The 13,354-nt window shown below is 35.5% G+C and carries 15 protein-coding genes and 5 tRNA genes; 13 read left to right on the top strand and 7 right to left on the bottom strand.

What is annotated here, in order from left to right; all coding sequences use genetic code 11:
- Positions 1-4 precede the first annotated feature (4 nt).
- The gene (locus LF886_RS11525) at positions 5-370 is read right to left on the bottom strand and encodes a BlaI/MecI/CopY family transcriptional regulator (RefSeq protein ID WP_103233056.1); all 366 of its coding nucleotides are present in this window, start codon (positions 368-370) and stop codon (positions 5-7) included.
- A 528-nt stretch (positions 371-898) separates the two neighbouring features.
- On the opposite strand from LF886_RS11525, the gene LF886_RS11520 reads away from it, so the two are divergent.
- The 8 genes from LF886_RS11520 (at position 899) to LF886_RS11485 (ending at position 7,446) form a co-directional block, all read left to right on the top strand.
- The gene (locus tag LF886_RS11520; RefSeq protein ID WP_236854216.1) at positions 899-1,855 is read left to right on the top strand and encodes a heme-binding domain-containing protein; all 957 of its coding nucleotides are present in this window, start codon (positions 899-901) and stop codon (positions 1,853-1,855) included.
- A gap of 3 nt (positions 1,856-1,858) precedes the next feature.
- A complete protein-coding gene (locus LF886_RS11515; RefSeq protein WP_236854215.1) occupies positions 1,859-2,332 on the top strand; it encodes a hypothetical protein in 474 nt (157 codons plus the stop codon).
- 44 nt (positions 2,333-2,376) lie between these two features.
- Entirely contained in the window at positions 2,377-3,270 is an 894-nt protein-coding gene (locus LF886_RS11510; RefSeq protein ID WP_236854214.1) for a hypothetical protein, read from the top strand.
- A gap of 104 nt (positions 3,271-3,374) precedes the next feature.
- On the top strand, positions 3,375-4,427 hold the full coding sequence (locus tag LF886_RS11505; RefSeq protein WP_236854213.1) for a sensor histidine kinase: 1,053 nt from the start codon (positions 3,375-3,377) through the stop codon (positions 4,425-4,427).
- Positions 4,402-5,169 carry a LytR/AlgR family response regulator transcription factor gene (locus tag LF886_RS11500; protein WP_236854212.1) on the top strand — a complete coding sequence of 256 codons (768 nt, stop codon included), beginning with the start codon at positions 4,402-4,404 and terminating at the stop codon, positions 5,167-5,169. The genes LF886_RS11505 and LF886_RS11500 overlap by 26 nt, the downstream gene beginning before the upstream one ends.
- A gap of 145 nt (positions 5,170-5,314) precedes the next feature.
- Entirely contained in the window at positions 5,315-5,929 is a 615-nt protein-coding gene (locus LF886_RS11495) for a Crp/Fnr family transcriptional regulator (RefSeq protein WP_236854211.1), read from the top strand.
- A gap of 38 nt (positions 5,930-5,967) precedes the next feature.
- The gene (locus LF886_RS11490) at positions 5,968-6,534 is read left to right on the top strand and encodes a glutathione peroxidase (protein ID WP_236854210.1); all 567 of its coding nucleotides are present in this window, start codon (positions 5,968-5,970) and stop codon (positions 6,532-6,534) included.
- Between the two features lie 330 nt (positions 6,535-6,864).
- The gene (locus LF886_RS11485) at positions 6,865-7,446 is read left to right on the top strand and encodes a hypothetical protein (RefSeq protein ID WP_152288959.1); all 582 of its coding nucleotides are present in this window, start codon (positions 6,865-6,867) and stop codon (positions 7,444-7,446) included.
- Positions 7,447-7,815: 369 nt separating this feature from the next.
- Here the strand turns inward: LF886_RS11485 and LF886_RS11480 are convergent, their stop codons facing one another.
- Positions 7,816-8,262, bottom strand: coding sequence for a GNAT family N-acetyltransferase (locus LF886_RS11480; protein WP_124532020.1), 447 nt, complete (start codon positions 8,260-8,262; stop codon positions 7,816-7,818).
- Between the two features lie 190 nt (positions 8,263-8,452).
- Between LF886_RS11480 and LF886_RS11475 the strand changes: the two genes are divergently transcribed.
- From LF886_RS11475 to LF886_RS11460, 4 genes are all read left to right on the top strand, one after another.
- Complete coding sequence (locus LF886_RS11475; RefSeq protein WP_236854209.1) at positions 8,453-9,166, top strand: 2OG-Fe(II) oxygenase; 714 nt, start codon at positions 8,453-8,455, stop codon at positions 9,164-9,166.
- A gap of 67 nt (positions 9,167-9,233) precedes the next feature.
- Positions 9,234-9,479 (top strand): Ada metal-binding domain-containing protein, encoded by a 246-nt coding sequence (locus LF886_RS11470; RefSeq protein ID WP_236854208.1) that lies wholly within the window; start codon positions 9,234-9,236, stop codon positions 9,477-9,479.
- Between the two features lie 441 nt (positions 9,480-9,920).
- Positions 9,921-10,934 (top strand): terpene synthase family protein, encoded by a 1,014-nt coding sequence (locus tag LF886_RS11465; protein ID WP_236854207.1) that lies wholly within the window; start codon positions 9,921-9,923, stop codon positions 10,932-10,934.
- 31 nt (positions 10,935-10,965) lie between these two features.
- Positions 10,966-11,994, top strand: coding sequence for a terpene synthase family protein (locus LF886_RS11460; RefSeq protein ID WP_236854206.1), 1,029 nt, complete (start codon positions 10,966-10,968; stop codon positions 11,992-11,994).
- A gap of 103 nt (positions 11,995-12,097) precedes the next feature.
- Here the strand turns inward: LF886_RS11460 and LF886_RS11455 are convergent.
- The 5 genes from LF886_RS11455 to LF886_RS11435 all read right to left on the bottom strand — a co-directional run bounded on the left by LF886_RS11455 (position 12,098) and on the right by LF886_RS11435 (position 12,615).
- Positions 12,098-12,170: transfer RNA gene (locus LF886_RS11455), tRNA-Met, on the bottom strand.
- A 38-nt stretch (positions 12,171-12,208) separates the two neighbouring features.
- Positions 12,209-12,281, bottom strand: a tRNA-Met gene (locus LF886_RS11450).
- Between the two features lie 39 nt (positions 12,282-12,320).
- Positions 12,321-12,393 (bottom strand) — tRNA-Met (locus LF886_RS11445).
- Between the two features lie 38 nt (positions 12,394-12,431).
- Positions 12,432-12,504 (bottom strand) — tRNA-Met (locus tag LF886_RS11440).
- A gap of 38 nt (positions 12,505-12,542) precedes the next feature.
- Positions 12,543-12,615: transfer RNA gene (locus LF886_RS11435), tRNA-Met, on the bottom strand.
- A 101-nt stretch (positions 12,616-12,716) separates the two neighbouring features.
- On the opposite strand from LF886_RS11435, the gene LF886_RS11430 reads away from it, so the two are divergent.
- On the top strand, positions 12,717-13,328 hold the full coding sequence (locus LF886_RS11430; RefSeq protein ID WP_236854205.1) for an L-threonylcarbamoyladenylate synthase: 612 nt from the start codon (positions 12,717-12,719) through the stop codon (positions 13,326-13,328).
- Positions 13,329-13,354 lie beyond the last annotated feature (26 nt).

Raw genomic sequence — 13,354 nt, 5'->3', positions numbered from 1 at the left:
AGTATTAATCTTTCTTTTTGAGTTCATCCAATAACATCTCAAGATCTTCCACGGTCATTTCATTTTTTTCTACCAGAAACGAAACGGCACTTTTATAGGATCCCTTAAAATAGTTTTTCACAAGACTTTTCATGGTTTTCCCGGAGTATTGTTCTTTTGAAACAAGCGGAAAATACTCATGCTGTCTTCCATGAACATGAAAGTCTACAAACTCTTTATCTTTCAATACTTTTAAAATGGTAGAAACCGTATTGGTATGCGGCTTTGGTTCCGGAAAAAGATCAAGAACATCCTTTAGGAAGCCTCTTTCTATTTTCCATACATACTGCATTACCTGTTCTTCTGCTTTTGTTAAAGTCTGAATTTTCATATCCTGTTCATTTTATCATTATCGTGATATAAAGTATCCAATTCTATATCACTAAGAAATTAGTTATACAAATGTAGAAATAAAATTGAATCAAACAACTATTTTTTTAGTGATAAACAATATTAAAATATAATTGCCTGAAAATCAACTGTATAAAAATAGTTAAAATTTATTAAATTTTTAATGAATGAAATTATTTGCTGTTTATTGTATAGAAAATCATTCAATGGGGTTATTATTTTATAGTAAAAAGTCTCAGATTACTCCAAGACCTTAATTAATAGTAAAGGCTTAGTTCATTTAAGAAATACGTTTTTGGACTCATATCCTTGTCAAGGTTTAAAACCTTGACAAGGATGATCACTAAAGTAAAAAAGTATCATGAAAATATTTTCTCTGCTTATTTTTTAAGCTAAAAAAAATTCATAATCACAATTGTCAGATTCAAAGTAAAATTTGTCCGATTGATCAAATTTCTAAGAAAACATCCTCTGTAAAGTCGCGAAATTTGAATAAAAATAGACAGATATGAACCGTTTTGTAAAAAAAATAAAAACAAAAAATATACTGCTCATTGTACTTATTGTTTTTATAGGGATACAGTTTTACAGACCTGAAATGAAACAAAAACCAATAACCGGTGAGATTCATGTTCCCAGTGATGTAAGAGCCATCTTGCAGCGTTCCTGTTTCGATTGTCATTCTAACCAGACAGACCTGAAGTGGTTTGATCAGATTGCTCCGGCTTACTGGCTGGTAGCAAATCATATTAAAGAAGGAAAAAAAGGACTGAACTTTTCTGAGTGGGACAAACTAGCCCCTCCGGCACAAAATGCAAAACTTTGGGAAGCTTTCAATCAGATTAATCTGAAAGCGATGCCGCTCAAAAGTTATGAACTGCTTCACCCGGAAGCTAAACTTTCTGAAAAAGATATCAACATCCTAAAAAAATATGTAAGCTCTCTTGCTCCTAAACAAAAGCCTGATACAGCAAAAGTTTCTGCTTATAACAAACAATATCTGCAAGTGAATGCAATGCATACTGCAGCACCTAACCTTTCATTACCAACTGCTCTGAACGGCATCAGCTATATTCCTGATTATAAAAACTGGAAACCAATAAGCTCTACTGAGAGATTCGATAATGGGACAATGCGTATCATATTCGGAAATGATATTGCGATAAAAGCAGCAAAAGAACATAAAACAAATCCCTGGCCTGACGGAACCATATTGGCGAAAGTAGCATGGGACCAGATTATTGACAGTGATGGCAATGTCACAACCGGATCTTTCAAACAGGTTGAATATATGATCAAGGACTCTAAAAAATTCGCTTCCACAAAAGGATGGGGCTGGGCAAGATTTTTATCTCCCAAGCTAGAACCTTACGGAAAAACAGCAGATTTTACCAACGAATGCATCAGCTGCCACCGACCTATGAAAGATAATGATTTTATATTTACCTCCCCTATTAACCATTAAACTATGAAGAATCTGATTGTTTATTTAATGATGGGTGCACTTATTATGAGCTACAGTTCTAAAAAAGAATACGAAGCAGTGAATGAAAACGCCTCACTTCCTGAAAGTTTTAATTTTAATGCCATGAATCTGAAAGTGGTAACCTCTTCTATTAATCATAAAAAGCAGACTATGACAACTCTTTATGGTAATGTCCCGGCTATAGATGAATTGAAAGGTAATGCCGGAAAAGAGGAACATACGGAAAGAATATTGACCCTGATCACCTGGTCACAGAAGGACGACCCTTATTGGTATGGGGCAAAAATCCCGGATCATCTGTTATCTGTAGAAGTTATTAAAAGCAGACAGCCTTTTTCAGATCCTTCAGAAATCAGTTACAAAAGATATGAAGGGAAACACCTTAAAAATGTAGATGCCAGCGGAACGGAAAGAATCCATACCATTCTCAGTATGAAACCTTCTATCATGCCTTAAAAATCACATATAAAAAAAATAATATTCATTAAAACTATTAAAAAATGAAAAAAGTTAAATTCAGTTCAAGCATAGTAACGGGATGCATTTCAGCAGCGCTACTGCTTTTTACTTCCGTTGCATGTTCAAAAGATAATCAGGATGAAAGCTCTGATCCTGCAGTAAAGGAGGTACAATTGAGAAATGATGCAAGCCTTGGAAGTGTTCTAACAGATAAAGAAGGGCGTACTCTTTATTCTTTTGCTAATGATGCCACCGCTACCAATAACTGCACAGGAGGATGTGAACCGGTATGGCCCATCTTCAATATAGATCATCTTTCTGCTGAAAAACTGGGATCAGGATTGGAACTTTCTGATTTTACAACAATAACAACGGGTTCCGGGAAAAAGCAGGTAACCTATAAAGGAAGACCTCTTTATTACTATGCCCCTTTGGTGAACGGAACCAATGTAAAAGAAGATGCAGGAAAAACCGGAGGCGAAAATATCGGAGGTGTATGGTTTGTAGCAAAACCAGATTATACCATTATGCTTACCAATGCTCAGCTTGTAGGGCATGACGGGAAAAACTATACATCAACTTATACAGAAGGCACAGGAAAGACATTATATTTTACAGATGCTAAAGGGGTAACGCTATACACCTTTAAAAATGATAAGCAGAATAAAAACAATTTTACAGCTTCTGATTTTTCGAATAATGGAGTATGGCCTATTTATGAAACGGATAAAATAGTGGTTCCATCCGGTTTGGATAAATCACTTTTCGGATCGATTACTGTATTTGGAAGAAAACAGCTTACTTATAAAGGATGGCCGCTTTACCGCTTTGGTCAGGATAATATGGTGATGGGATCCAATAAAGGAGTTTCCTTCCCTGCTCCTGGCGGTATCTGGCCCGTTCCTGTGAAGAATATGGCAGCAGCTATGCCTTAATTTTTTGTTTTTATAGAAATCTCTGTGCTAAATAACGGACGTGCTGCCATGCCGTTATTTAGCTTTTGTATATTTGTTATTGCTTAACTGCCTGATTTTTATTTATGATCTATGCTAAATATATAAACACAAACGGAAGAAAGGTATTCAGGATTGATCCGAGAATCATCCTCTTCAGCTCCCTATTTATGGGGATTCTGGCTTCGGTACCTAAAATACTCCGTATCCATATTACATTGGGAGAACTGATGATCGATTTTTCTATCTCATTTCTATTCTCCTTGTTTGTATGGTATTTTAATATTTATAGTCTGCCCAAGTTTTCTATCCAAAATATATCGACCCGTTTTTTCAACAAAAAGCTTGTAATCAGTCTGTCTATAGGGATTGTAGTGATGGCGGCAATAGTACTTATTCATCATATTATCTTTCCAAAATATGGATTCAATACGATGGTATTGATGTACGAATTCAGAGGAATACTGATTAATCTGACTATTTATATGTTTTTGTATCTTTTGTATCAGACTTATAATTCACAGCAGATCAAGTTTGAGCTTGAGCAGATCAGAACCGATAACCTTCATGCTCAGTATGAACTGTTGAAGCAACAGATTAATCCTCATTTTTTGTTCAACAGCCTCAATACGCTGAAGTCTATGATTGATATAAAAGATGATAATTCCGGGGATTTTGTTGTCAGGCTGGCTGATTTCTATCGTTTTACTTTAGATAACAGAAAGCTGGATCTTATTCCCTTAAAAAAAGAACTCGCCATACTGGATGCGTATATCTTTCTCCTGACTTCAAGATTTGAAGACGGTATTGAGTTTAAAATAGACATTCAGGAAGAGATATTAAATTCTTATATCCCACCATTTACCCTGCAGCTTTTGTGTGAGAATTGTATCAAACATAATATCGTATCAATGGCACATCCATTAATCATAAAGTTATACAGTGATGAAGGATATATTATTATTGAAAACAATTTTCAGCCCAAGAATATTCCGCAGGATTCCGCAGGCATAGGAATTGAAAATATCCGGGAACGTTACAAGCACTTTGCTGAAAAAGAACTGACTATACTGCAAAATGATATTAATTTCACAGTCAAATTACCAATAGTAGATGAAAGTTTTAGTAATAGAAGATGAGATCAAAACCGCAAAGGCTTTGGGGCGGATGATTGTTACAGTACAGCCGGATGCTACTGTAGTACAATACATTGAGAGTGTTGCCATGGCGGTAGAATATCTTTCAGAAAATGAAACTCCGGATATTATATTTATGGACATCCAGCTGGCAGACGGAAACTGTTTTGAGATATTCAGCCAAGTTAGTATAAAAGTTCCGGTTGTTTTCTGTACTGCATTTGATGAATATGCGATAGAAGCGTTTAAAAGTAACGGAGTAGATTATATATTAAAACCTTTTGAGAAAAAAGATATTCAGTCGGCTTTTGAAAAGATCAACAACCTTAAAAATTTCTTTCAGCACTCCCCTTCACCGGACCGGAAACTGGAAGATATACTGGCTAATCTGACTACCGGCAGAGGCAAGACCAATTTCCTGGTGTTTTCCAATAATAAATACAATAATATTCCTATCGACAGAATTGCCTGTTTTTATAGTCAGTTCGGAAGTACGGTACTGGTAACTTTCGATCAGAAAGAGTATTCAATACCACAGTCTCTGGATGAGGTGGGACAGCTGGTTTCAGGAATTCAGTTCTTTAGGATCAACAGACAATATCTGATCAATTTTACAGCTATTGTGGAGGTGGAACATTATTTTTCCCGCAAACTTCTTGTCAGTTTGAAGATTACCACTCCTGAAAGGCCTCTCGTCACAAAAGATAAAGCTTCCCGATTCCTTCAATGGCTTGAAGAGCGATAAAAGAGACAGCAACCCTTACAAAAATATACATTAAAACGACTCTCCGATTATAATCGGAGAAAGGTAATGTTTTGTCTTATTAAAAATATAAAATGGATCAAAAAATAATATCGTAAGCGAGTTTATTAACCGTAAATTTGGCTTTTTGGGTGATGGCTTTCTGGAAGAGATCAAAACTTATGCTGTATATGATACCATAGAGGCCAGACAGGAAATTATCCGGGAAGGCGACCGTGTGAAATATGTTTTATTTTTAATAAAAGGAGCCATTAAAGTCTATTCACTTAATGATGGACGTGAACTTACTTACTATCATATTGGAGATAATGAAAACTGCCTGATGACCTTTTCATCTATTTTTAATAACAATATAAGTAAGGTATATGCTACTGCGGAAGAGGATTCTGAAGTATTATTGGTTCCGTTATCTGTAATGAACAGATGGCTGGTTGCATTTCCGACCATTAACAAAATGTTTTTTCACCAATATGAAAGAAGGTTTTCAGCGGTAATGGATATGATTAACGAGGCCATGTTTCATCATCTGGACACCCGGGTTTTGAATTATATTAAAAGAAAAGTAACCCTGGCAGGGAATCAGCCTGTGAAGATAAAGCACAGAGAAATAGCAGGAGGATTGGGAACTTCAAGAGAAGTTGTAAGCAGAGTACTGAAAAAAATGGAAAATGAAGGAAAAATTTTTAAAGATGAAGAAGGCAAAGTATTTGCTTCAGATCAAACAATGCTCTTAAATAAATAATCTAAGTTTTATAAATTAATATTAAAATCTTTTTTCAAATGAAAAAAATACTTTTTATCGGAATGGTACTTATAGGGATTATAAGCCTTTCATCATTTATCAAATCAGATGATTCTACAGGCCCAAAACCTGCGAAATCAATTTATGATTTTAAGATTGAATCCATTGACGGAGGAAAAATCAATTTCTCTGATTACAAAGGAAAATACATCCTTATCGTCAATACAGCATCCAAATGTGGATATACTCCTCAGTACAAAGGATTGGAGCAGCTGTATAAAGATTACGGAGATAAACTGGTTGTGATCGGTTTCCCGTCTGACAATTTCGCGGATCAGGAATTTCATGACAATGTTGAAATCAAGTCTTTTTGCGAAAAAAACTATGGGGTAACTTTTCCACTTACCACTTCTGTGAACGTGAAAGGTTCAAAAATAACGCCTGTATTTGACTACCTGACCCACAAGGCACAAAATGGAGTATTGGATGCAGCGATAAGCTGGAACTTTAACAAATTCCTGATCAGTCCGGAAGGAAAACTATTGGAACATTTTGATTCTAAAGTAGTTCCTGAAAGTGATAAGATTACTCATTATTTTAAATAAATTGATCAGTCAATTAAAAATCCACTACTATCATTTCGATAGTAGTGGATTTTTTTTACCCCTGTTATTATTGCTTTACTGCAATCCCTAAACTATCCTGGTGAAAGGTTGAGAATGATATTTTCAGAAAAAGAGCATTGTAAGTAGGTGAAATTGCTTTTCATCTATAAATTCAATTATAAAAATCACTTCAATAAAGACCCTAACTACACTATTTATACAACAATGAATACCATACATTAAAGAATTGTTAAATTTTATTAAATAATATTAAAATGTATTTGTTTTAACTGGGAAATTATATTTATTTTAGTGCTTTAAAAATTTCTCATGAAAAGATATAATTTATTGATTGTACTATTACTCCTTATTTTCAATGTTACTACAGCACAAAAGAAGGGTTCTCCTGCTGCTGATCTTAGCATGCTAAAAGATACAAAATCAAAAATCGAAGCTACCGTTCCATTAGTTATCCAGCATCTTCAGACTATTTCTACAAAAGAAGGGGATAATAATATTGTCAACAACGGGAAAATTGCTTTAGGTAAAGAATATGGCATTTTAGAATCAGAATGGTTCTTATACAGAAACAATATGAAAAACTGTATTCTGAACAATTCTTCTAAAAAAGCTAAAAAATGTATGGAATACCACACACAGTATCTGAGAAATACATTCATCAATTACAACAACTATATTTCTAATCTTACAAGAAAGAACGGATATTTAGGAGTTGAAGGAGATACAAAATTTGATTTTAAACCTGCTGATATTGCGACAAAACTAAGTGAAGCTTATTTCAATGCCAATGACGCTGCAGGAAGAATGAAAGCCGATCAGAAAAGAGAGTTTTTAGGACAGACCATGTCTGATGATAACAAATTGACTCCTTATTCTCAGCTGGCTCAATAATATAAACCAATCCTTACCACATAAAAAAAGAGAACTGCAAATAGCGGTTCTCTTTTTTATTTAAAGCAAAAAATCTCCGCCGGAAAAAGCAGTTTTGTGGTACTAATCATAAAACTCTTGGGGAAAAAGTAGAAAATGAGGCAGAGATTTTTTTGCATACACTCTACAGATCAACTGTCCTACCCATGATCTGTAAGAGCATTACAAAAATAGAACTATACGCCACTAATGATAGGAAATGCATGTAGAATTAAATGTTTGGAATTGTAGAACTAATACTACTTTTTAGCATAGAAACTAAATAAGCACCCGTTTTTTCAGGTGCTTTATTTTTATTATGACAATATTTAGGGCTGAAATATTGTTAACTTATTTCCACCAATGGTAATAATTGTGCTGCCCATCATACTCAAATCCACAACGCGGATACAATGTATTTCCAATATCATTTGTCTTTTCTGTTTCAAGCATTAGTCCACATGCTCCTGTTTCTTCACACCATTGCTTGCTCCGGTCAATTAATGCTACAGAAAGCCCTTTTCCTCTATAATCTGGGTGAACAAACAAATCACTTAACAGCCATTGCTTTTCTAATTTGGTATAATGAAATAATTTGTAAAGCTGTACAAATCCTACAGCTTTTCCATCGGCTATGACAAGAAAAATATCTGATTCACTGTTTAAAAATCGTTCTTTCAGAAAAGCCTTTCCTTTTTCAATATTAGATTCCTGTCTGTAAAAAACACGGTAAAGATCAAATAATTCTGCCGTTTCATTAAGATCCTCAAGACTTGCCTTTTTAATAATGTAATTCATCGTTATTTATTTTGATTAACAGCGCAAAAGTAGCCTTAAACAGGACCAGTCTTGTCATCCAGATTAATCTTATATCCATAGTCCAGAAGCAGAAACCGAGAGATCTTCAACTCACAAAATGTAAATACCGCATGTTTTGGATTTTATCAATCTGAACAACTTCGGATTTTTGCCGTATAAAATCAAACCAATGAAAGACATCATCCAGACAATTAAAAACACAGATTGGCAGAACATTACAGAAATGATGCATGAAAACGGCTATGCTGTTATTCCCAATCTATTATCAGATGAAGAATGTGAAATCATAAAGTCAAATTATGATAACACGGCCCTTTACCGCAAAACTGTTATCATGGCCCGGCATCGTTTTGGCCTGGGTGAATATAAATATTTTAACTATCCGTTACCTGAAATCATCCAGACTGTACGAACAAATATATATCCATATCTGGCTCCTATAGCCAATTCATGGTTCAAAGCTTTGCATATTGACATCCAATTTCCATTAGATCATCAGGAGTTTTTACAGCAATGTCATGCAAATGGTCAGCATAAAGCCACTGTTTTGATTTTAAAATATAAAGAAAAAGGGTTCAATACTTTGCATCAGGACTTGTATGGCGACCTGTACTTCCCTATCCAAATCGTATTAATGCTCAGTGAGCCTGATCAGGATTTCACAGGAGGAGAATTTGTTCTTACCCAACAGATTCCAAGAGCGCAGTCAAAAGCTATTGTCTTACAGCCTAAAAAAGGAGATGTCCTCATTTTCACGACTCAATTTAAACCTGAAAAAGGAACCAAAGGCTACTATAGAATCAATATGAAACATGGAATAAGCGAAGTAAAAGAAGGCAGCCGTTATGCGTTAGGAATTATTTTCCATGATGCAATAAGCTAGTCATATAACGAATCTGAATTGTTTCTATCAACACTTTTAAACCTTCAAGTATAAACTTTTAATCATAATGTTACAGCATTCTCAAATATCATCCGAAAGCCTGAGAAGTAAAATCCACAGCGGAGAAGTTCGTTTTGGAGGCAATAAAAAACTGAAGATCTTTGGATTACTCAACTGCCGATCAGGAAAAAGAATGAAAAAGGAAAACAGGATTTTCTTCACAGATGAAAAAGAAGCATTGCAAAACAATTATCGTCCTTGTGGGCATTGCATGAGAGAAGAATATAAAAGATGGAAAAGTAATCTCTTCTGAATACTATCAGATGACTAAAACAATACAACCTCAAGAGATTATATAAAGAATATATTACCATTCATATTATATATCTGCTTTGCTACCCTAGTACTATTAATCAGAGGCTTCCTATTCTTAATTTTTCACCAAAATATTACTCTAATATTTTACAAATGAGACAATTAAACCACATAATTGATTTTAAATTTTCACATTTTTTTTAAAATTTCTATTTTCTGAAGGTTTCTGCAATCAAAAAAGGAGAAAAAAAAGCAAAAATTATTTAAAATAAGTGGAGATATCCTCAGTTTCATACTATAATTCAACATGTTCCTCCTTTTAATCGACTATTACCATTAGCATATCGACATATACAAAATAAAATATCAACGTTCTGTGAAATATAATATATTATGTTAAATAAAATGATATATTAGTCTTATACCAAAACTCAATACCATGAACAATGAAAATTTTAACACCCTTGAACTCCTTCACAAGCAATTCAGGTATCCTTTCCCAACACTAAAAAACCCGAATGCAGATCAGTTGCAGGAGATTACTGAGAATCAATGGATAGACGGTGATTATCTATGGATTTATGAGCAAAACCCTACTCTTCGCAAAAAGTACAAAAAAACTAAAACAGCCCATATTGCAGCTCAATGGTTTCCTACCGCACCACCGGAAAGATTCAAACCAATTTGCCGGCTAATGCTGTGGACTTTGTACAATGATGACCTATATGAGGAAAGCAAACCCGAAGATATTGAACATGTACGTATTCAATCCGTTGCCATACTCAATGGCGAGATAAGTGCAGAAGATTCAGGAATACCATTAGGGAAAATGTTAGCTTCTCTAAGACTGGAATTACTACAATTTATCCCGGAAGAATCAATTTCCCGCTTTACGCAAATGATCAGCAGATATTTCACAGGATTAGAAACTGAATTAAAATACAAGAAACACAAAATTTATCCCAGTGTGACTGAATGTATCGCTCTTCGTGAAAACTCTATTTGTCTCTATCCTTTCCTACAGCTTACAGAATTGGAAACGGGAATCATTCTACCCCCGGAAATACATGAACATCCGGTAATCATTCGTTTACAAACACTAGCCTGTCATCTGGTTACTTTTTTCAATGAAGTACAGTCTGTACTGAAAGATGAGGCAACCGATAGTATTTATTACAATATAGTAAAAGTGATTCAACATGAACATCAAATGTCACTGAAGGAAGCCTGCCTCGAAGATTTGCGCCTTCACAATGAAGACCTGAAAGAATTCTTAGAATTACAAGCTTCTCTCCCAGATTTTGGGATATGGCACGATGCCGTAGTAAACTGGGTCCATTATATGAGTATGGTATTGAGTGGCTGGAAAAACATATCTACCAAACTGGATCGTTACAATGCAATGGAGTTTCCGGAAGCAAAAGAACTGAAAGAAAAACTAAATCAGCTATAATATTATTAATAATTTATTAAAAGTCAAATACATGAGAGAAGAATTAATAGTACCTCAATGCCATTACCCGTGGGCAACAGTGAATAGTCCTATTGCTAATGCCTTTGATGAGGAAGAAAAAGAATGGTATGATGATGATTATACTTTTATTTCTGAAGAGGGAATAAAAAGATGCAAACCTCAGTTCTTATCCCGGGTAGCTACTTATATGAACCCAACTTGTGATAGCATAGAACGGATGCGCCCCTGTGCCAGACTAATGATCTATATCACAATTTTCGATGACTATTTCGGGCTGACACCTGCAAAAGAATTAAAAATAATGGCTGATCGAGTGTATGAAGTCATGATGGGTGATGAGCCGCGTCCTGACGAAATCGGAATTTTGCGACAAATGGCAAAGGCAAGAAAAGAATGGATTACAAATGGAATGCCTCAATTCTGGATAGATCGTGTTTCTATGAATTTCTATGAATTTATCATGTATGGAATGGCGGAAGAGATCCCTTTCAAACAATCTGAAACCAGAATCTATCCCCTACTTCCACATTATCTTAGCTTTCGGAAATATTCAATCGGTATGTGGCCATATGGTGATTTGATAGATCCTGCTACCAATTCTGTACTGCCTGTTCATATTTACAATCACCCTATTGTACAACGTTGCAGGGAACTGCTTTCTCTGATTATTGTGATTCAGAATGATTTTGCCTCCTTGAAAAAAGAACTTGAAATAGAGACTGAAAGTCTGAACATCATCTTTATTCTAAGTCACCAGTATAAACTATCTTATCAGGAAGCATGTACAGAAGCCATGAGATTACACGATGCATATGGCCGGGAGTTAGACGATCTGCATCAATCTCTTCCCGATTTCGGAGAGTTTCAGGAAGCGGCATATAACCATATCTATCACATTAAATTACAGATAAGCGGCTGTGCAAATTGGTATTATAATTCCGGCACCAACCGATATGAGCCTAAAGGATTTATTGTACCACAATATGGTAGAGAAGGAGATGGTATTCTTATCCCCCACAGTATTTTTGTACAAAAATAGCTCTGAAATAATATACTTAAAATCTTCCAAAATTTGGAGTCTTATTCAGCAACTAACCCAAAACAAAAAAGAGAAGCAATAGTATATTGCTTCTCTCGTTTAGTAGCGGGAACCGGACTCGAACCGATGACCTTCGGGTTATGAGCCCGACGAGCTACCTACTGCTCCATCCCGCGGTGTATTTTTAGAGTGCTTACCGAAAGCACTATCTTAGTAGCGGGAACCGGACTCGAACCGATGACCTTCGGGTTATGAGCCCGACGAGCTACCTACTGCTCCATCCCGCGGTGTATTTTTAGAGTGCTTACCGAAAGCACTTATCTTAGTAGCGGGAACCGGACTCGAACCGATGACCTTCGGGTTATGAGCCCGACGAGCTACCTACTGCTCCATCCCGCGGTGTATTTTTAGAGTGCTTACCGAAAGCACTATCTTAGTAGCGGGAACCGGACTCGAACCGATGACCTTCGGGTTATGAGCCCGACGAGCTACCTACTGCTCCATCCCGCGGTGTATTTTTAGAGTGTTTACCGAAAACACTTTCTTAGTAGCGGGAACCGGACTCGAACCGATGACCTTCGGGTTATGAGCCCGACGAGCTACCTACTGCTCCATCCCGCGATATTGGATTGCAAAGGTACGAATATTTTTCACAAATCCTAATTTTTCTTTTAAATAAAGGACTTTCATGAAAACTATTTTATTATTTGTATCTTTGTTTAATGGCAAAAATATTAAAAATCTACCCCGATAACCCACAGGAAAATCTTGTGAATGAGGTTATTAAAACTTTAAAAAATGGCGGACTTATCATCTATCCTTCGGATACGATATACGCTTTAGGCTGTAATATTTTTGATATAAAAGCCATGGAAAAATTGGCGCAGCTCAAAAAAATAAAGCTTGAGAAGTCAAAATTCTCAATTATATGTAATGATCTCAGCCATCTTTCCGACTTTACAAGACCTATTGACACCTCGATTTTCAGATTTCTTAAAAGTCATCTTCCGGGACCGTTTACCTTCATTCTTGAAGCCAACAAAAGTTTACCTTTAGCATATAAAGGACATAAAACAATTGGTATCCGTGTTCCTGATCACCCGATCCCACAGCTTATCGTTGAAAAATTAGGACACCCTATTGCTTCCACGTCCATCAGAGATGATGATGAAATCATTGAATATTCTACTGATCCGGAACTTATTGCCGAAAAATATGACCATTTGGTGGATATTGTTATTGATTCAGGATATGGAGATAATGTTGCTTCTACGATTGTTGATCTTACTTCTGGAGAACCGGAAGTTATCCGTCAGGGAAAAGGAATTATTTAATTCAAAATATAAAGTTCAAAGTTTAG

Origin of the sequence: Chryseobacterium sp. MEBOG07 (genome assembly GCF_021869745.1) — a bacterium.
Taxonomy (GTDB): domain Bacteria; phylum Bacteroidota; class Bacteroidia; order Flavobacteriales; family Weeksellaceae; genus Chryseobacterium; species Chryseobacterium viscerum.
Note: the sequence above shows the minus strand (reverse complement) of the source record. Positions and strands in the feature narration are given on the sequence as shown.

Excerpts from the sequence above, each read along its gene's own strand:
- LF886_RS11460 (WP_236854206.1), top strand. The coding sequence starts at position 10,966 with ATGAGAGAAGAATTAATAGTACCTCAATGCCATTACCCGTGGGCAACA.
- LF886_RS11465 (WP_236854207.1), top strand. The coding sequence starts at position 9,921 with ATGAACAATGAAAATTTTAACACCCTTGAACTCCTTCACAAGCAATTC.
- LF886_RS11500 (WP_236854212.1), top strand. The coding sequence starts at position 4,402 with ATGAAAGTTTTAGTAATAGAAGATGAGATCAAAACCGCAAAGGCTTTG.
- LF886_RS11510 (WP_236854214.1), top strand. The coding sequence starts at position 2,377 with ATGAAAAAAGTTAAATTCAGTTCAAGCATAGTAACGGGATGCATTTCA.
- LF886_RS11470 (WP_236854208.1), top strand. The coding sequence starts at position 9,234 with ATGTTACAGCATTCTCAAATATCATCCGAAAGCCTGAGAAGTAAAATC.
- LF886_RS11490 (WP_236854210.1), top strand. The coding sequence starts at position 5,968 with ATGAAAAAAATACTTTTTATCGGAATGGTACTTATAGGGATTATAAGC.
- LF886_RS11480 (WP_124532020.1), bottom strand. The coding sequence starts at position 8,262 with ATGAATTACATTATTAAAAAGGCAAGTCTTGAGGATCTTAATGAAACG.
- LF886_RS11475 (WP_236854209.1), top strand. The coding sequence starts at position 8,453 with ATGAAAGACATCATCCAGACAATTAAAAACACAGATTGGCAGAACATT.
- LF886_RS11505 (WP_236854213.1), top strand. The coding sequence starts at position 3,375 with ATGATCTATGCTAAATATATAAACACAAACGGAAGAAAGGTATTCAGG.
- LF886_RS11525 (WP_103233056.1), bottom strand. The coding sequence starts at position 370 with ATGAAAATTCAGACTTTAACAAAAGCAGAAGAACAGGTAATGCAGTAT.
- LF886_RS11485 (WP_152288959.1), top strand. The coding sequence starts at position 6,865 with ATGAAAAGATATAATTTATTGATTGTACTATTACTCCTTATTTTCAAT.
- LF886_RS11430 (WP_236854205.1), top strand. The coding sequence starts at position 12,717 with ATGGCAAAAATATTAAAAATCTACCCCGATAACCCACAGGAAAATCTT.
- LF886_RS11520 (WP_236854216.1), top strand. The coding sequence starts at position 899 with ATGAACCGTTTTGTAAAAAAAATAAAAACAAAAAATATACTGCTCATT.
- LF886_RS11515 (WP_236854215.1), top strand. The coding sequence starts at position 1,859 with ATGAAGAATCTGATTGTTTATTTAATGATGGGTGCACTTATTATGAGC.